The sequence below is a fragment of the Caulobacter sp. GW821-FHT09B11 genome, from assembly GCF_059418205.1.
Genome location: NZ_JBWKPK010000002.1, coordinates 256,166 through 271,707, shown reverse-complemented (window position 1 = coordinate 271,707; position 15,542 = coordinate 256,166). Strand labels below are relative to the sequence as shown.

At 70.5% G+C, this 15,542-nt stretch carries 18 protein-coding genes; 12 read left to right on the top strand and 6 right to left on the bottom strand.

Annotation, left to right across the window (positions count from 1 at the left end; genetic code table 11):
• Positions 1-103 precede the first annotated feature (103 nt).
• Positions 104-1,057 carry a CPBP family intramembrane glutamic endopeptidase gene (locus AC07N1_RS02295; RefSeq protein WP_494670297.1) on the top strand — a complete coding sequence of 318 codons (954 nt, stop codon included), beginning with the start codon at positions 104-106 and terminating at the stop codon, positions 1,055-1,057.
• Here the strand turns inward: AC07N1_RS02295 and AC07N1_RS02290 are convergent.
• Together AC07N1_RS02290 and AC07N1_RS02285 are read right to left on the bottom strand one after the other, a co-directional pair.
• Positions 1,054-1,707, bottom strand: coding sequence for a lysophospholipid acyltransferase family protein (locus AC07N1_RS02290; protein WP_492856262.1), 654 nt, complete (start codon positions 1,705-1,707; stop codon positions 1,054-1,056). The genes AC07N1_RS02295 and AC07N1_RS02290 overlap by 4 nt on opposite strands.
• Before the next feature lie 7 nt (positions 1,708-1,714).
• The gene (locus tag AC07N1_RS02285) at positions 1,715-2,698 is read right to left on the bottom strand and encodes a phosphatidate cytidylyltransferase (protein ID WP_494670296.1); all 984 of its coding nucleotides are present in this window, start codon (positions 2,696-2,698) and stop codon (positions 1,715-1,717) included.
• Positions 2,699-2,805: 107 nt separating this feature from the next.
• On the opposite strand from AC07N1_RS02285, the gene AC07N1_RS02280 reads away from it, so the two are divergent.
• Entirely contained in the window at positions 2,806-3,477 is a 672-nt protein-coding gene (locus tag AC07N1_RS02280) for a CDP-alcohol phosphatidyltransferase family protein (RefSeq protein ID WP_494670295.1), read from the top strand.
• Between the two features lie 168 nt (positions 3,478-3,645).
• On the opposite strand, the gene AC07N1_RS02275 is transcribed toward AC07N1_RS02280, so the two are convergent.
• Entirely contained in the window at positions 3,646-4,926 is a 1,281-nt protein-coding gene (locus tag AC07N1_RS02275; RefSeq protein ID WP_494670294.1) for a pseudouridine synthase, read from the bottom strand.
• 144 nt (positions 4,927-5,070) lie between these two features.
• Between AC07N1_RS02275 and AC07N1_RS02270 the strand changes: the two genes are divergently transcribed.
• Genes AC07N1_RS02270 through tadA form a run of 3 tightly spaced genes read left to right on the top strand, consistent with a single transcriptional unit; the run spans position 5,071 to position 6,480 of the window.
• The gene (locus tag AC07N1_RS02270; protein ID WP_494670293.1) at positions 5,071-5,583 is read left to right on the top strand and encodes a DUF7662 domain-containing protein; all 513 of its coding nucleotides are present in this window, start codon (positions 5,071-5,073) and stop codon (positions 5,581-5,583) included.
• Positions 5,573-6,004, top strand: coding sequence for a type II toxin-antitoxin system VapC family toxin (locus AC07N1_RS02265; protein WP_494670292.1), 432 nt, complete (start codon positions 5,573-5,575; stop codon positions 6,002-6,004). Before AC07N1_RS02270 ends, AC07N1_RS02265 begins: the two co-directional genes overlap by 11 nt.
• On the top strand, positions 6,001-6,480 hold the full coding sequence (tadA, locus tag AC07N1_RS02260) for a tRNA adenosine(34) deaminase TadA (RefSeq protein ID WP_494670291.1): 480 nt from the start codon (positions 6,001-6,003) through the stop codon (positions 6,478-6,480). Before AC07N1_RS02265 ends, tadA begins: the two co-directional genes overlap by 4 nt.
• Here tadA and AC07N1_RS02255 read toward each other — a convergent pair.
• Positions 6,477-6,884: a hypothetical protein gene (locus AC07N1_RS02255; protein ID WP_494670290.1), complete on the bottom strand. Its 408-nt coding sequence runs from the start codon at positions 6,882-6,884 to the stop codon at positions 6,477-6,479. The genes tadA and AC07N1_RS02255 overlap by 4 nt on opposite strands.
• A gap of 118 nt (positions 6,885-7,002) precedes the next feature.
• Between AC07N1_RS02255 and pseB the strand changes: the two genes are divergently transcribed.
• Together pseB and pseC are read left to right on the top strand one after the other, a co-directional pair.
• On the top strand, positions 7,003-8,040 hold the full coding sequence (gene pseB / locus AC07N1_RS02250) for a UDP-N-acetylglucosamine 4,6-dehydratase (inverting) (protein WP_494670289.1): 1,038 nt from the start codon (positions 7,003-7,005) through the stop codon (positions 8,038-8,040).
• Positions 8,040-9,203, top strand: coding sequence for a UDP-4-amino-4,6-dideoxy-N-acetyl-beta-L-altrosamine transaminase (gene pseC / locus AC07N1_RS02245; protein ID WP_494670288.1), 1,164 nt, complete (start codon positions 8,040-8,042; stop codon positions 9,201-9,203). Before pseB ends, pseC begins: the two co-directional genes overlap by 1 nt.
• Positions 9,204-9,403: 200 nt before the next feature.
• On the opposite strand, the gene AC07N1_RS02240 is transcribed toward pseC, so the two are convergent.
• A complete protein-coding gene (locus AC07N1_RS02240; RefSeq protein ID WP_494670287.1) occupies positions 9,404-9,715 on the bottom strand; it encodes an EthD family reductase in 312 nt (103 codons plus the stop codon).
• A gap of 263 nt (positions 9,716-9,978) precedes the next feature.
• Positions 9,979-11,685, bottom strand: a complete 1,707-nt coding sequence (locus AC07N1_RS02235) for a hypothetical protein (RefSeq protein ID WP_494670286.1) — start codon at positions 11,683-11,685, stop codon at positions 9,979-9,981.
• A gap of 239 nt (positions 11,686-11,924) precedes the next feature.
• Here AC07N1_RS02235 and chvI point away from each other — a divergent pair, with 239 nt between their 5' ends.
• The 5 genes from chvI to AC07N1_RS02210 all read left to right on the top strand — a co-directional run bounded on the left by chvI (position 11,925) and on the right by AC07N1_RS02210 (position 15,451).
• On the top strand, positions 11,925-12,635 hold the full coding sequence (gene chvI / locus AC07N1_RS02230; RefSeq protein WP_494670285.1) for a two-component response regulator ChvI: 711 nt from the start codon (positions 11,925-11,927) through the stop codon (positions 12,633-12,635).
• A complete protein-coding gene (gene chvG, locus AC07N1_RS02225; RefSeq protein ID WP_494670284.1) occupies positions 12,604-14,265 on the top strand; it encodes a two-component sensor histidine kinase ChvG in 1,662 nt (553 codons plus the stop codon). Before chvI ends, chvG begins: the two co-directional genes overlap by 32 nt.
• The gene (locus AC07N1_RS02220) at positions 14,262-14,696 is read left to right on the top strand and encodes an HPr kinase/phosphorylase (RefSeq protein ID WP_494670283.1); all 435 of its coding nucleotides are present in this window, start codon (positions 14,262-14,264) and stop codon (positions 14,694-14,696) included. Before chvG ends, AC07N1_RS02220 begins: the two co-directional genes overlap by 4 nt.
• A 75-nt stretch (positions 14,697-14,771) precedes the next feature.
• Positions 14,772-15,176 carry a PTS sugar transporter subunit IIA gene (locus AC07N1_RS02215; RefSeq protein WP_058348726.1) on the top strand — a complete coding sequence of 135 codons (405 nt, stop codon included), beginning with the start codon at positions 14,772-14,774 and terminating at the stop codon, positions 15,174-15,176.
• Positions 15,173-15,451 carry an HPr family phosphocarrier protein gene (locus AC07N1_RS02210; RefSeq protein ID WP_110119891.1) on the top strand — a complete coding sequence of 93 codons (279 nt, stop codon included), beginning with the start codon at positions 15,173-15,175 and terminating at the stop codon, positions 15,449-15,451. The genes AC07N1_RS02215 and AC07N1_RS02210 overlap by 4 nt, the downstream gene beginning before the upstream one ends.
• Positions 15,452-15,542 lie beyond the last annotated feature (91 nt).

The following is a 15,542-nucleotide window of genomic DNA, read 5'->3' as shown; positions in this document are numbered from 1 at the left end:
GCCTTCATCGCCGCGCGGCGGCAAGTCGCGGGCCTCGATTGAGCGAAAACCCTTTTCCTTCGCCTCGCGCCGCTCTAGCGAGGAGCAGGGGCTGTGCGAGGGGATGGCGGCGGTGTTCGAGGACGTGAGAGGCTCGGCCTTCCTGGGCGACCTGACGCCGGCCGACCGCCGCATCGGCCGGGTGCTGCTGACCCTGCCCGTGGGCGTGATCGCCGCGGCCCTGGCGGCCATCATCGGGGCGGTCTTCGTCATGGCCCTGTTCGCCGGCCTGGCGCCGGGCGGCTTCAACACGGCGATGGCCCTGATGGAGTCGCTGCGCGATCCCAAGGCGGCCGCCGGCAGCCTGCAGACCCTGCTGTTCGTCCTGTGCCTGCTGGCCGCCACCAACGGCGGCATGGCCACGGCCTTCGCCGCCGTCGCCGCCATGCTGCACGAGCGCCGCCTGAAGTCCTACCTGACCAGCGCCCCGGCCTATCGCTGGCGGCTGACCCTGCTGGGCCTGGCGCTGTTCGCCGTGACCCTGGGGCCGCTGCTGGCGGGCCTGGCCCAGCTCGACCCGCATCCGCCGGCGGCCCCGATCCTGACCCTGACGCCCGATCTCGACAGCCGGTTCGTGCACGCGGCGGGCGCGATCGGCCTGCTGCTGGTCGCCGCGGCGGCCGAGGAGCTGGTGTTCCGCGGCTGGCTGCTGAAGCTTTCCGGCGCCTTCACCCATCGCACCTGGCTGGTGCTGGCGATCAACGGCCTGATGTTCTCGGCCATCCATTTCGATCCCAATCCCGACGCCTTCCTGGTGCGGATGGTGCTGGGCGTCGGCCTGGCCTGGGCGACGCTGCGGCTGGGCGGGATCGAGTTCTCCGTCGGCGCCCACGCGGCCAACAACATCGTCATCCTGCTGTTCCTGCAGCCGATGACCCTGGCTCCCGAAGCGCCTCACGCCTTCCGCTGGGAAGTGGTTCCGATCGCCGCCGGCATGCTGGCGCTCTATGTCGGCCTGGCCGAACTGGTGGCCCGCACGCCCCGGCTGTCGCGCTGGGCCGGGGTCGTCACGGCCTAAGGCTCTTCGGACCAGCGCAGCGGCGGGGCCTGGGCCTTCAGGGCCAGCATGGCCGCGCGCAGGGCGTCCATGAAGCCGCCGCGCCGGCCGGTCCAGACCACCGGCTCGCCCACCAGCACCGCGCAGTTCAGCGGCACGGGCACGCTGGCGCCCTTGGGCAGCACCCGGCCGGCGCCCTGGATCCACACCGGGATCACCGGCGCCTGCGGGAAGGCCTCGGCCAGGCGGGCGACGCCGCTCTTCAGCTGGCCCATCTCGTCGCTCTCGCCGTCGCCGCGCGTGCCTTCGGGAAAGATCAGCACGATCTCGCCGGCCGCCAGGGCCGCGCGGGCCGGGGCCAGCACGTCCTCGCCGTCGGCCGCCTTGCCGCGCGCCACCGGCACGATGCCGATCACATGACGCGAGAACCAGCCGATCACCGGATCGCGCAGGAAATAGTCGGCCGCCGCCGCCGGCCGCAGCTTCGACACCGCCCGCGACGGGAAGACGGCCAGCATCAGCAGGGTGTCGACATGGCTGGCGTGGTTGGCGGCGATGATCGCCGGGCCCTTCAGCGGCAGGCGCTCGCGGCCGGTGACGTCGGCCCCCGTCATCAGCACCGCCAGCGGCCGGGCGACGAGGACGAGCAGGAGGAAGCGGAGGAAGCGCACGGTTGGCCTAGAACTTCTGCAGGCCGAACAAGGCAAGCAGGTGGAAATAGAGCGGGGCGGTGAAGGTCAGGCTGTCTGCGCGGTCCAGCACCCCGCCGTGGCCGGGAATGGCGTGCGAGGTGTCCTTGACCCCGATGTCGCGCTTGATGGCGCTCATGGTCACGTCGCCGGCGAAGCCCGCCGCCGGCAGCACGAAGGCGACGACGCCCAGGCCCAGGCCCGACAGCGGCGTGAACACCGGACCGAGGAACCAGATCAGGGCGGCGGTGGTGATCCAGCCCCCGACAAAGCCCTCCCAGGTCTTGTTGGGACTGACCTTGGGCAGGATCTTGTGGCGGCCTACCAGCTTGCCCCAGCAGTACTGGGCGACGTCGTTGAATTCGGTGGCCAGCAGCAGGAAGAACACCAGGCCCGCCGCGCCCGCCGGCAGCGGCTCGCTGTCGGGCACCCGCATCAGGAAGGCCACGACCCCCAGATTGTAGACGCAGGTGACCAGGCCCCAGTGGAAGGTGGCGGCGCTGGCGAGGTAGCCGCGCGTCTGGCCGATCAGCGCCATCAGGGCGGGCAGGCCCAGGAACACCCAGACCGGGATGAACACGATGTAGAACATGTAGCGGTCGGCGACGATGAAGCCGTAGGCCGCGATCAGGCAGCCATAGGCCGCCAGGATGGCCGGCCGGTCCTCACGCCGCCGCACGGCCAGCGACAGGAACTCGCGCAGGGCCAGGAACGAGATGAAGGCGAACACCGCCGTCGTCGCCTGCCAGCCCAGCAGCAGCGCCCCGGCCAGCAGGGCCACCATTCCCCACCAGGAGGCGATGCGCAGCCGCAGCTCCTCGAACGACTTGCCGGGTTTCAGCAGCGGCAGGACGGCGGCGATGGCGCTGGCGACGCCGAGCAGGATCACCACGCCGGCCAGACCTGCTAGCAGGGCCGGCGGCTTGGCGGCCAGGAAGGCCTGCGCCCGCCCTATCCAATCGGCGAAATCCATCGACGCTCCCGCTGGCTCGGCCTTCGGTATAGCCTAGTTGCGCAGAGGCGTGGAACTTCCCGCCGCCGTCGCCCTTCCGGGAACGACGCCCCGCCGGAAAGCCGCCGATGACCGATGCGCCCGACCTCGACAACCGCCGCCCGCTCAAGAGCCGTCAGACGGCCTGGGCCCAGGGCCTGGCCGGGAGGCTCGCCGGCAAGGGGATCAAGGCCGACGTGATCTCGGGCCTGGGCCTGGCCTTCGCCGGTTTGGGCGGGGCGCTGCTGGCGGCCAGCGGCGGGGTGGACGGCTGGCTGCGCGCCGCCTGCCTGGTCGTCGGCGCCGCCTGCATCCAGCTGCGGCTGGTCTGCAACCTGCTCGACGGGCTGGTGGCGGTGGAGCATGGCCGCTCCAGCCCCTTCGGTCCGATCTGGAACGAGCTGCCCGACCGCATCGCCGACGTGCTGCTGCTGGCCGGGGCCGGCTACGGGGCGATGACCGCCGGCTTCTCGGGCGGACCGGCCCTTGGCTGGCTCGCCGCCGTTCTGGCGGTGCTGACGGCCTATGTGCGCGAACTGGGCCGAGGCCTCGGCTTTCCCGCCGACTTCTCCGGGCCCTTGGCCAAGCCCCAGCGCATGGCGGCGCTGACCGCGACCTGCGCCGTCGCCGCCTTCGAGCCGCTTTGGCGCGGGCATGGCGAGGTGCTGGCCCTGGGCCTGGCGGTGATCGCCGTCGGGACCCTGGTCACCGTGGTGCGGCGGACGAGCAACCTCGCCGCGCGACTGGCGGAGAAGGGGTAGGAAAACCCAACCCTCCCATCGCAAACAGATCGCCTCCCTCGCCCTTGTGGCGAGGGCCCATGGCGGCCGCTGCTCAGGTCGCGACCGAGGGCGAAAGGTCTGAGCAGGCTGAACGATGGGTCCCCGGCACAAGGCCGGGGAAGGCAGATTTCTAGATACGAAAGGAAGTTACCGCTTGGGACCTCGCGGCGCCGGCTTGACCCCGGTCGGGCGGGAGCCCTTGAAGCCTGTGGGCTTGGCGGGCGCCGTCCGCACCGGCGCGACGTTTCCGCGGGTGGGGCCTGGCGCGGCCTTGCCGGCGCCTGGCTTGCTCACCGGACCCTTGCCCGCCGCATCCTTGGCCGCGCCGGGGCGCGGGCCCGGCGGCTTGCCGCGCGGCGGGGCCTTGTCGACGAACTTGGTCTCCAGCGACTTGGGCTTGTGGGTCTTGGCCTTGTGCCCGTCGGTGCGGATCTTGGCCTTGGCCCAGCCGGCCTTGTAGACCTTCTTGGGCTCCTCGACCTTGGGCGTGGCGATCTGCGGGGCGCGGCCCGAAGGCGCGCGGCGCTGCACCTCGCCGCCGCGCGGACGCTCGCCGTCCTTGGCGACGCCCGGGGCGTACAGCGGATCGGCGACGCCGACGAACTGCGGCCGGTCGCCGGTGGGCATGTTCTCTTCGGAGATCACGCCTTCGAGCAGCTCGCGGATCACCCGGGGGCCGACCTCCTCGACCTGGCCGGTCAGCAGCGTGCCCAGGGCGAACGGGCCGTAGGACAGGCGGATCAGGCGGTTGACCTTCAGGCCCACCGACTCGAGCACCTTGCGGACCTCGCGGTTCTTGCCTTCGCTCAGGGTGATCGTGATCCAGACGTTGCGGCCGCCGCCGGCCTTGTCCTGGGCCTTGTCGAGCTTGGCCTCGATCGGGCCGTAGCGGACGCCCTCGATGGTCTTGCCTTCCTTCAGCTTGTCCAGGGTCTCCTGGGTGGCGTGGCCGAAGGCGCGGGCGCGGTAGCGGCGGGTCCAGGCGTTCTGCGGCATCTCCAGGGCGCGCGACAGCTCGCCGTCGTTGGTCAGCAGCAGCAGGCCTTCGGAGTTCAGGTCGAGACGGCCGACCGAGATCAGCCGCGGCAGGCCGTGGGGTAGGGCGCCGAACACGGTCGGACGGCCGCCCGGATCGTTGTGGGTCGTCACCAGGCCGGTGGGCTTGTGATAGCGGAACAGGCGGGTCTGCTGGCGGTCCTCGACCAGCTTGCCGTCGACGACCAGCAGGTCGCCTGCGAACACCCGCACGGCCGGGGTGGTCAGCACCTGGCCGTTCAGCACCACCTTGCCGGCCTCGATCAGCCGCTCGACCTCGCGCCGCGAGGCCACGCCCGCGCGGGCCAGGGCCTTGGCGACGCGCTCGCCGCCCTCGGCGTCGGTGTCGTGCTCGACGGCGTCGTGCAGGGCGGGCTGGTACTTGTCGGTCATGACCGGTGTTCCTTCGATGGGAGGGGCGCATCTCACGATGGGCGTTGAAGAAATCTCATGGCGCCGAACGCCGGAGGGATCAAGGCGCGGACTTTTCGGATCGAAGGCGATATAACAGTATATAACTTATCTATGGAGGCGGCGATGAAGTACGAACCGCTCAAGCGCCATCTCGAAGGCGCCTATGATCGCGACGAACTGCGCCTGGCCTTCGACGAGATCGAGGCCGTGCTGGGCTTTCCCCTGCCGCGCTCGGCGCGGGAGCATCAGGCCTGGTGGTCCAACACCCGCATCGGCCATACCCACGCCGCCGCCTGGCTCGACGCCGGCTGGAAGACCTCGGCGCTCGATCTCGCCGGCCGCCGGGTGACCTTCGTGCGGGAAGCCGCGCGGGGCGTCGCCGAGGGCGCGGCGGCGTTTCGCCGTCGCGGCGAAGACCTCGCCGTGCCGCTCGACCGGCTGAGCCCGGCCGCCGTGCAGCTGATCGACCGCCACGCCGCCTCGACCGGGGTACAGCGCGAGGCCGCCGTCGTCCTGCTGCTCAACGCCTTGGCCGTGGAGCGCCGCCGCGCCCTGCTGGCCGACCTGGCCCAGCCTCTGCCGGCCGGCGCGACCGACGCCGCCGCCCTGGTGCGCGAGGACCGCGATGGCCGATGAGGTCGTGCTCGACGCCTCGGTGGCGGCCAAGCTGTTCTTTCTGGAGGCCGGTTCCGACGCCGCCAAGGCCCTGGCCCTGTCGGACGCCCGGCTGATCGCGCCCGACCTGCTGTGGATCGAGATGGCCAGCATCGCCGCCCGGCGGGTGCGGACCGACGGGCTGGACGAGGCGCTGGCCGGGCGCGCCGTCTCGGCCCTCGATCAGATCGTCGCCGAGTTTCACCCGATGGGCGGCCTGGCCGCTCGGGCCTTCGCCCTGGCGGCGCGGCATGGCATGAGCGCCTATGACGTGGCCTATGTCGCCCTGGCGCAGCAGCGCGGGGCGGTGGTGGTCACCGCCGACGCCCGCCTCGTCGCCAAGGCGCGGGGCGCGGGTCTCGGCGCGTTTGTTCGCCTGCTCGAAGACGGAGGCCGCCCATGACCGACGAAGACGCCATGGCCCTGGCCCTGGAGGAGGCCCGCGCGGCCGCCGAGCGGGGCGAGACGCCGGTGGGGGCGGTGATCCTCGATCCGAAGACGGGCGAGGTGATCGCCCGGGCCGGCAATGGTCCGATCGCCGCTCATGATCCCACGGCCCACGCCGAGATCGCGGTCATGCGGGCGGCGGCGGCCAGGCTCGAGAACTACCGGCTGACCGACCTGACCCTGGTGGTGACGCTGGAGCCCTGCGCCATGTGCGCCGGGGCGATCAGCCACGCCCGCATCGGCCGGGTGGTGTGGGGCGCGGACGATCCCAAGGGCGGGGCGGTGGTCCACGGCCCCAAGTTCTTCGCCCAGCCCACCTGCCACTGGCGGCCGGAAGTGACGGGCGGGGTGATGGCGCAGGAGAGCGCCGACCTGCTGCGCGGGTTCTTCCGGGCGCGGCGGAAGGCCAAATCCGCTCCGCCGGAAGCCTAGTTCACCATCGCCGAGCCGAGCAGGACCTTCGCGCCCTTCTTGCCCAGCACCCTGTCGGCGGCCTTCTGCATCTCGGCGCCGATATAGTCGAGGTCGGGCGGCACGCCGCGGCGCAGGCCGGCGGTGTAGGTCATCAGCACCTGGGCGAAGGCCGCGCGCAGGCGCGGGGTCGAGGCCACGGCGTATTCCATGACCTTGGGATCCTTGGCCTCGATGCCGGTCTCCAGCGTCATCACGCCCTTGCGGCCGTCGCGGCGGATGGCCGTTGCGGTGATGGTCGGCAGGGCGAAATAGGTCGGGGGCGCGTCCTTCTTGCCTTCGCCGCCTTCGTTGGCGAAGGCGGGCGCGGCGAAGAGGCCGGTGAGCGTCAGGGCGGCGAGGATGAGGGCGAGGATGCGGCGCATGGGTGTGCCATAACCCGTCGTGGTTGACGTCCTCTTTACGTCTGGTGCGTCACAAACGGCGTTAACCTGGATTCCCCGTGCGTCGTTTGCGCGCGCGGCGGGCGCGAGGAGGCTGATCTTGGGACGCTTTTCACCGCAAACCCTCGACCTCGACGGCAAGGTGATCCTGGTCACCGGCGGTACGGGGTCGTTCGGTCGCCGGTTCATCGAGACGGTGCTCAGGCTGTCGGACCCGCGGAAGGTCATCATCTATTCCCGCGACGAACTGAAGCAGAGCGACATGCAGCTGGAGCTGCGCGAGCAGTTCGACGAGGCCGCCTTCGCCAAGCTGCGCTTCTTCCTGGGCGACGTGCGCGACCGCGAGCGCCTGACCCTGGCCCTGCGCGGCGTCGACATCGTCATCCACGCCGCGGCGCTGAAGCAGGTGCCGGCCGCCGAGTACAACCCGTCCGAATGCATCCACACCAACGTGCTGGGCGCCGAGAACGTGGTCTGGGCCAGCCTGAACAACGGCGTGAAGCAGGTGATCGCCCTGTCGACCGACAAGGCCTGCAACCCGACCAACCTCTATGGCGCCACCAAGCTGGCCTCGGACAAGACCTTCGTGGCCGCCAACAACCTGTCGGGCGACATCGGCACCCGCTTCGCGGTGGTCCGCTACGGCAACGTGGTGGGCTCGCGCGGCAGTGTCGTGCCGCTCTATCGCCGGCTGCTGGCCCAGGGGGCGACAGAGCTGCCGATCACGGATCCGCGCATGACCCGCTTCTGGATCACCCTGACCGAGGGCGTCGACTTCGTGCTGTCGTCGCTGAACCTGATGCGCGGCGGCGAGATCTTCGTGCCCAAGATCCCGTCCATGGCCATGCCCGACCTCGTCAAGGCGATGTCGCCGACGGCGGGGATCAAGGTCATCGGCATCCGCCCCGGCGAGAAGCTGCACGAGATCATGATCAGCGCCGACGACTCGCGCTCGACCGTCGAGTTCGACGACCGCTTCGCCATCGAGCCCAACTTCGCCGAGTTCGGCCGCGTCCCCTATTCGGCGGCCGATGGCGCCAGGCCGGTGGCGGAAGACTTCTCCTACAGCAGCGACAACAACCACGACTGGCTGAGCGCCGACGGGCTGCTGGCCATGCTGGAGGAGAAGGCGGGCTGATGGCCCAGCCGTTCCTCCCCTATGGTCGCCAGACCATCGAGGACGACGACGTCGCCGCCGTCGCCGCCGCCCTGCGGGCCGATTTCCTGACCACGGGCCCGACGGTCGAGGCCTTCGAGACGGCGTTCAAGCAGAAGGTCGGGGCCGAACACGCGATCGCCGTAGCCAACGGCACCGCCACCCTGCACCTGGCCATGATGGCCCTCGGGGTGGGCGAGGGCGAGGTTTGCATAGCCCCGTCGATCACCTTCCTGGCGACCGCCAACTGCGCCCGCTATGTCGGGGCCGAGGTGGTGTTCGCCGACGTCGATCCGGCCAGCGGCCTGATGACCCCCGACACCCTGGCCGACGCCCTCTCCCGCGCCGGTGACCGCCGCGTGCGGGCCGTGCTGCCGGTGCACCTGCGCGGCGACGTCTGCGACCTGCCGGCGCTGAAGGCCATGGCCAGCGCGGCCGGAGCGGTGCTGGTCGAGGACGCGCCGCATGCGCTGGGCTCGACCGCCACCTTCGGCAACGAAGAGCACCCCGTCGGCGACGGGGCCTATTCGGCCTTCGCCAGCTTCTCGTTCCATCCGGTCAAGACGCTGGCCACCGGCGAAGGCGGCATGCTGACCACCAACGACGCCGCCCTGGCGGCCCGCGCCCGCTCCCTGCGCGGCCACGGCATGGTCCGCCCGGCCGGGGCCGAGCCCTGGGTCTACGAGATGCCGGAGCTGGGCTTCAACTACCGCATCCCCGACGTGCTGTGCGCCCTGGGGATCTCGCAGTTGGCCAAGCTGGACCGGTTCGTCGAGCGCCGGCGGACCCTGGCGGCCCGCTATGCCAGGCTTCTGGCCCCGCTGTCGCCGCTTGTGACCCTGGCGGCCAGTCCGACCGGGTCGAACCCGGCCCTGCACCTGCTGACCGTGCTGATCGACTTCGAAGCCGCCATGACGACCCGCGCCGCGGTGGCCGAAACCCTGAAGGCGCAAGGGATCGGCAGCCAGGTTCACTACATCCCCGTGCACCGTCAGCCCTACTATGTGAACCGGTATGGCCAAGCTGACCTGCCCGGCGCCGACGCCTGGTATGACCGCTGCCTGACCCTGCCGCTCTACCCGACCATGGACGACGGCGACGTCGACCGCGTGGTCGAGGCGCTGGCGCGGGCGTTGGGGCTTTAAAAAACCTCTCCCATAGGGAGAGGGAGGGGCCCAGGCGAAGCCTGGGAGGGTGAGGGGTTAGGGACGGTGGCCGTTCGCGCGCCGTCGTCTCCGCGGGATTTTCAGGACTATTCGGCGAGGGCGTACCCCCTCACCCTCCCACGCCTGCGGCGCGGGCCCCTCCCTCTCCCCATGGGAGAGGTTTCTAGAGGTTGGCGCTTCTACCCCGCCGCGTAGATCTCGATGACGGGCGCGATGTCGGTGAAGTTGGCCACGTCGGCGTGCAGGCCGGGCGCGGCCGGGCTTTCGAGGCAGGCGCGCATGGCGGCCTCGTCGCGGAAGGTCAGGTGAGCCATCGCCACGAACGGCGCCGGACCGCCGTCCAGGGCCGACACTCCGCGATAGACCCGGGCGTCCAGCAGGCCGCTCGGCGCCAAGGCCTCGCGCACCATGCGGATGTGGGTGCGGGCGTAATAGTCGTGGTCGAAGCGGGCGCCGTCGCGGGCCGGGTAGACGATGCTGATGAAGGCCATGGCGAGGTTCCGGGCAGGTCGCGGGAAGGGGCGCCAGATTGGCCGCCTGCGTTCGTCGGTCAAGCTCCCATAGAAACCTCTCCCAAAGGGAGAGGGAGGGGCCCAGGCGAAGCCTGGGAGGGTGAGGGGTTAGGAACGGCGGCCGGTTGCGCGTCGTCGTCTCTGCGAGATTTTCGGGATTATTCGGTGAGGGCGTACCCCCTCACCCTCCCACGCCTGCGGCGCGGGCCCCTCCCTCTCCCCATGGGAGAGGTTCAGTCCGGTCAGGCCGCCTGTTGCTGCTGCACCAGGCCCTTGAGCAGGTCCAGCGTCTCCGGACTCGCCGCCAGGGCCTCACGCGCTTCGGGGGCGCGGGCCAGTTTCAGGGCCTCGATGCGGGCGCGGTCGGCGACCGGGCCGGTGGGGCCGGCCTCGCCGCTGGCCAGGCGCGCCAGCAGGGCCAGGCGCTGGGGCAGGGGCGCGGGCGCGCGGACCAGCAGCGACAGCAGGCGAGAGTCGGCCTCGACCATGCCGCCCACGTCGCCCAGCTTGGCGCACAGCGGCTCGTAGTCCTCGCGCACCAGGCCCGAGCGGACCAGCGACTTCTGCAGCGCGGCCAGGGCCGCCAGCTTCACCGACGGGGTGTCGGGACCCTGGCGCATCTCCTTCTCGAAGCGCATGGCCTGGATGTTGGCCGACAGCCAGCGGGCGGCATGGCGCTTGTTGACCGCGCCCATGACGTTCTCGGCCAGGCGGATCAGCATGACGATCTCTTCGCGCGCCGAGCGGTCGCGGCCCAGCAGGCTTTCGATGAAGTCGCCGTTGAGCAGGGTCTTGGAGCGGGTGGTGAAGGCCGCGGTGATGTCCTCGGCCGGCAGGATGCGGCCGGCGGCGGCCGTCAGGCTCATCGCCAGGGCCCGCAGGTGCTCGATCTCGCTCTCGGCGTCGGTCGGCTTCAGGCGGCGCACGCCGTTCAGCTCCTTGAGCACCCGGCGGGCGATCGAGGCGCGGACGGTGGGGAAGGTGTCGCCGGTCAGCCATTGGCCCAGGCGCCTGGCCGTGCCGGACAGCTCGGGCATGCAGGCCCGGACGCTGGCCTCGACCTTGATCAGCATCTCCACCTGCGCGCCGCCGGCCAGGCGGGTCATGGCCGCCAGCGTGGCGCCCAGGTCGTCGGCGGTGTTGAGCAGGTCGGCCATGCCGGCCTTGGAGCCGATGATCTCGGCCAGCGGGGTCTCGATGGCGGCCAGGGCGGCGGCGCGGGCCTTGGGATCGGCCGGCGCGGCGTCGGCCAGGTCGAGCAGGCGGGCGATCTTCTCGCTCCAGTCCTTGGCCGGGGCGATCGAGGCGGCGACGCCGGCCCCCAGCAGGAAGGCGCGGTCCGGGTCGGCGGCCAGGCGCTCGGCGGCTTTGGCGAAGCCTTCCTTGTCGAGGTCCGGCAGCTGGCCCTTCTTGAAGGCCTTCATCAGGTTGGCGACCGAGCGTTCGACCAGGCCCTGGAAGTTGCGGATCAGTTCGTGGACCGACATGCCCCGGGCCTCGGCCTCGGGGATGGCGATCTTCTGCAGGGCGTGCTGCAGGTCGGTGCCGGAGGCTTCCAGCTTCTCGACCAGGTCGGGCCGGTGCAGCAGCTCGAAGGGCGTGGCCTTGTGGCGTTGCAGCCAGCTTTCCAGCAGGCGGCCGATGCGGTCGCGGGCGTGGGCCGTGTAGAGGTCGGCCGGCTGCACGCACAGCGGCTCCATCTCCTCGACGGGCTTCTTCGGCTTGCCGCCGTCGACCATGCCCTTGGTGAAGATCGAGATGGAGCGATATTCGCGGGTTTCGGGGTCCAGGGTCTCCTTCGAGACCCGCACGGCGACGGCGCGCCCCGAGTTCAGGACTTCCTCGGCCTGCGCCAGGGCGTGGCTCCGGATTTCGGTAGCCATGTCCAGAGTCCATTGCGCGCCGACCTTGCGGCGCACGAATAGCTCGTAATGGACCTGGTCGCTCATGGGCTGATGGGGCTCCTGAGACTCGACTATGGCGTACGAGACCTTAAGGCGAGGTTGAGGGCCAAGACCGGTGTTTTGCGCGCTGTTCGCATCTGCGCCTCAACTGTGTCCAAGCCCGCCACGCCCCGGCCGCAATAGGGTTCGAAAAGGCCGGATGGAAAGCTTGGCCGCTCCGTGCGTTGTAGCGGAGCGCCAGGGTCGATAGGATCGGCCCACGGATTTTCGGAGGATTAGACGGCTTGGCCGAGATCACGCTCATCGACGACGACGAGAACATCGTTGCTTCGGTCTCTCTGGCCCTGGAGAGCCATGGCCACACGGTGAAGGCCTATTACGACGGCGTCTCCGGGCTCGAGGCGGTGGAAAGCAATCCGCCCGACCTCGTCATCCTGGACGTCAAGATGCCGCGCATGGACGGCATGGAAGTGCTGCGCCGCCTGCGCCAGTCGTCCGAGACGCCGGTCATCATGCTGACCTCGAAGGACGACGAGATCGACGAGATCCTCGGCTTCAACCTCGGGGCCGACGACTACATGCACAAGCCGTTCAGCCAGCGCCTGCTGCTCGAGCGGGTGAAGGCCGTGCTGCGTCGCGCCCGTCCCGAGGAGGATGATCCCGCGGCCCCGGCCGCCGGCGCCGCCGGCTCGAAGATGATGAAGCGCGGCAAGCTGACGCTCGACCCGGCCCGCCACGACAGCCTGTGGGACGGCAAGCCGGTGCGCCTGACGGTCACCGAGTTCCTGCTGCTGCAATCGCTGGCCCAGCGTCCCGGCTTCGTGAAGAGCCGCGACAACCTGATGGACGCCGCCTACGACGATCAGGTCTATGTCGACGACCGCACCATCGACAGCCACATCAAGCGGATGCGCAAGAAGTTCCGCCAGGTGGACCCCGAGTTCGATTCCATCGAAACCCTGTATGGCGTCGGCTACCGCTACCGCGAGGCCTGAGCCGGGTCCTGAGCCTGCGCCGCGCGAGCGGCGTCGGCTGGCCTGGCCGCGCGCCTCGCGGCTGGGGCGGCTGATCATCGGCCTGAACCTGCTGGCCCTGGCCATCCTGGTGGTCGGGGCCCTGGTGCTCAACGAGCTGCGCAACGGCCTGATCAATGCGCGGATCGACAGCCTCAGCACCCAGGGCGAGCTGATCGCCAACATCATCGAACGGGCCGCCACCGTGGGCGAGCCCGAGCCGGCGCTCGACGTGGCGGCGGCCAACGACATCCTGCAATCGTTCTTCGCCGGCCACTCGCAGCGCGCCCGCCTCTATGACGGCCAGGGCCGGCTGCTGGCCGACTCCTACCTCGTCGAGGACCGCGTCGAATGGAAGGTGCTGCCGCCGGCCCGCAAGTCCGGCGACAACGGCTTCCGCCTATCGCTTCAGGACAAGGACGCCAAGCCGCGCGCCCTGGAGCGCGCCCGCGCCGAGTTCGATCAGGAGATCGCCCGCGCCCGCATGGGCGAAACCGTCAAGCAGCAGCGCGTGGCCGAGAACGGCGAGCGGGTGGTGTCGGTGTCGATCCCGATCCAGCACGTCCGGGCGGTCCTGGGCGTGTTGACCGTCGAGGCCGGCGACGTCGACGAGATCATCAGCGCCGAGCGCAAGGCCCTGCTGCCCTTCGTGCTGGTGGCGGTGGGCGCGGTGCTGGTCTCAAGCGTGCTGCTGCACCGCCTGGTGGCCCAGCCGGTGCTGCGCATGGCGCGGGCCGCCGACCACGTGCGCCTGGAAGGCGCGCGGGCCATCAGCCTGCCCGACATCTCGCGCCGCAACGACGAGATCGGCGACCTCTCCAGGTCTCTGGAAGAGATGACCGAGGCCCTGTCCGAGCGGATGGGGGCCATCGAGCGCTTCGCCGCCGACGTGGCCCACGAGATCAAGAACCCGCTGACCTCGATCCGTTCGGCCATCGAGACCCTGGACCTCGTCACCGAGCCCAAGGCCCGCCAGCGCCTCCTGGGCATACTGCAGCAGGACGTCGGCCGGCTGGATCGCCTGGTCACCGACATCTCCAATGCCTCCAGGCTCGACGCCGAGCTGTCGCGCGAGGCCCCGCGACCGATCGACCTTTCGCGCCTGCTGACCGAGACCGCGGCCATCTACCAAGGCCAGGTGCGCGGCGAGGAGCCGCCGTTCAGCGTCCGCGTCGTCCTGACCGGCCTGCCTGCCGGTCCGGTCCGGGTGCTGGCGCGGGAAATCCCCGTGGGCCAGGTGTTCCGCAACCTGATCGACAACGCCCGCTCGTTCAGCGCCGGCGACGGCGAAGTGCGGGTCGGGCTGGTCCGCCAGAACGGCCGCCTGACCACGACGGTCGAGGACGACGGCCCGGGCATCCCGGCCGACAATCTTGAGACCATCTTCGAGCGCTTCTACACCTCGCGGCCCAAGGGCCGGGCGTTCGGCGGCAATTCGGGCCTGGGCCTGTCGATCGCCCGCCAGATCGTCGAGGCGCACGGCGGCAGGATCCACGCCGAGAACCGCCAGGACGAGGCCGGCAAGGTGATCGGCGCGCGGTTCGTGGTCGAGCTGCCTGAGCATCGCGACGGCCATCACAACCATGGTCACGGCCACGGGGGCCGCGAGTGATCCGCCATGCCGGGCTGGTGGCCCGCCGGGTCGCCGGCCGCTGGCGCGGGGCGCTGATCGAGGGCGCTTCGGGCGCGGGCAAGAGCGATCTGGCCCTGCGGAGCCTGGAGGCGGGCTTTCGCCTGGTGGCCGACGATCGGGTGGTGACCTTCGTCTCCGAGGGCCGGCTCTACGGCCGCGCGCCCGATCCGCTGGCCGGCCTGGTCGAGATCCGGGGCTTCGGCGTGGTCTCCGAGCCCGCCTTGCGCCTGGCCGAGATCACGCTGGTGGTGCGCTGCGTCGAGGCCCCGCAACGCGTCGAACGCCTGCCCGAGCCTCGGTTTGAGGTGGTTTTGGGGGTTTCCGTACCCGCCTTCGACCTGTGGCCGCTCGAACCCGCCGCCCCGGCGAAGATCGCCCGCATGCTGGAGCATCTTGGAGTCGGTCCCTAACAAGCGTATCAAGGCGGCCCGCGCGGCGCCTCCCTGCCGTTTCGGGCGAAGGGGATCCCGTTTGAGAGACCAGGCATGATCGGGCTCGTGATCGTCACGCACGGGCGATTGGCGGAGGAATTCGTTTCCGCCATGGAGCATGTGGTGGGGCCGCAGACCGCGGTGAAGGCCATCTGCATCGGGCCGGAAGACGACATGGAGCGTCGCCGGTCGGACATTCTGAAGGCCTGCGCCGCCGTCGACGACGGCGCGGGGGTCATCCTGCTGACCGACATGTTCGGCGGCACGCCCAGCAACCTGGCCATCTCGGTCATGGAGCAGACCAAGGCCGAGGTCATCGCCGGGCTGAACCTGCCGATGCTGATCAAGCTGGCCAGCGTGCGCACCCGCGACGACCTGGACGCCTGCGTCGCTCACGCCCAGGAGGCTGGACGGAAATACATCTCCGTGGCCTCCTACGTGCTGGCGGGAGAAAAATGAGTCGAACGGCGACAGCCACGGTCGAGATCGTCAACGAGCGCGGGCTGCACGCCCGGGCTTCGGCCAAGTTCGTCAAGCTGGCCTCGGGCTTCGACGCCGAGGTCAAGGTCGCCCGCGAGGGCTCCAGCGTCGACGCCCGCTCGATCATGGGCCTGATGATGCTGGCCGCCGGCATCGGCTCGACCATCGACATCGCCGCCGAAGGCCCCGAAGCCGAAGCCGCCGTGGATGCGCTGGTGGAGCTGGTCGGCAACCGCTTCGACGAGGAGCGGTAGGGCTCCGCAGTCCCCCAAACTCCCGTCATTCTCGCCCTTGTGGCGAGAACCCCTCTGTCAGTCGCAGGTGCGAACGAGGCGGATCGCCAGC

Excerpts from the sequence above, each read along its gene's own strand:
- AC07N1_RS02295 (WP_494670297.1), top strand. The coding sequence starts at position 104 with ATGGCGGCGGTGTTCGAGGACGTGAGAGGCTCGGCCTTCCTGGGCGAC.
- AC07N1_RS02285 (WP_494670296.1), bottom strand. The coding sequence starts at position 2,698 with ATGGATTTCGCCGATTGGATAGGGCGGGCGCAGGCCTTCCTGGCCGCC.
- AC07N1_RS02280 (WP_494670295.1), top strand. The coding sequence starts at position 2,806 with ATGACCGATGCGCCCGACCTCGACAACCGCCGCCCGCTCAAGAGCCGT.
- AC07N1_RS02275 (WP_494670294.1), bottom strand. The coding sequence starts at position 4,926 with ATGACCGACAAGTACCAGCCCGCCCTGCACGACGCCGTCGAGCACGAC.
- AC07N1_RS02270 (WP_494670293.1), top strand. The coding sequence starts at position 5,071 with ATGAAGTACGAACCGCTCAAGCGCCATCTCGAAGGCGCCTATGATCGC.
- AC07N1_RS02265 (WP_494670292.1), top strand. The coding sequence starts at position 5,573 with ATGGCCGATGAGGTCGTGCTCGACGCCTCGGTGGCGGCCAAGCTGTTC.
- tadA (WP_494670291.1), top strand. The coding sequence starts at position 6,001 with ATGACCGACGAAGACGCCATGGCCCTGGCCCTGGAGGAGGCCCGCGCG.
- AC07N1_RS02255 (WP_494670290.1), bottom strand. The coding sequence starts at position 6,884 with ATGCGCCGCATCCTCGCCCTCATCCTCGCCGCCCTGACGCTCACCGGC.
- pseC (WP_494670288.1), top strand. The coding sequence starts at position 8,040 with ATGGCCCAGCCGTTCCTCCCCTATGGTCGCCAGACCATCGAGGACGAC.
- AC07N1_RS02240 (WP_494670287.1), bottom strand. The coding sequence starts at position 9,715 with ATGGCCTTCATCAGCATCGTCTACCCGGCCCGCGACGGCGCCCGCTTC.
- AC07N1_RS02235 (WP_494670286.1), bottom strand. The coding sequence starts at position 11,685 with ATGAGCGACCAGGTCCATTACGAGCTATTCGTGCGCCGCAAGGTCGGC.
- chvG (WP_494670284.1), top strand. The coding sequence starts at position 12,604 with ATGGCGTCGGCTACCGCTACCGCGAGGCCTGAGCCGGGTCCTGAGCCT.
- AC07N1_RS02215 (WP_058348726.1), top strand. The coding sequence starts at position 14,772 with ATGATCGGGCTCGTGATCGTCACGCACGGGCGATTGGCGGAGGAATTC.
- AC07N1_RS02210 (WP_110119891.1), top strand. The coding sequence starts at position 15,173 with ATGAGTCGAACGGCGACAGCCACGGTCGAGATCGTCAACGAGCGCGGG.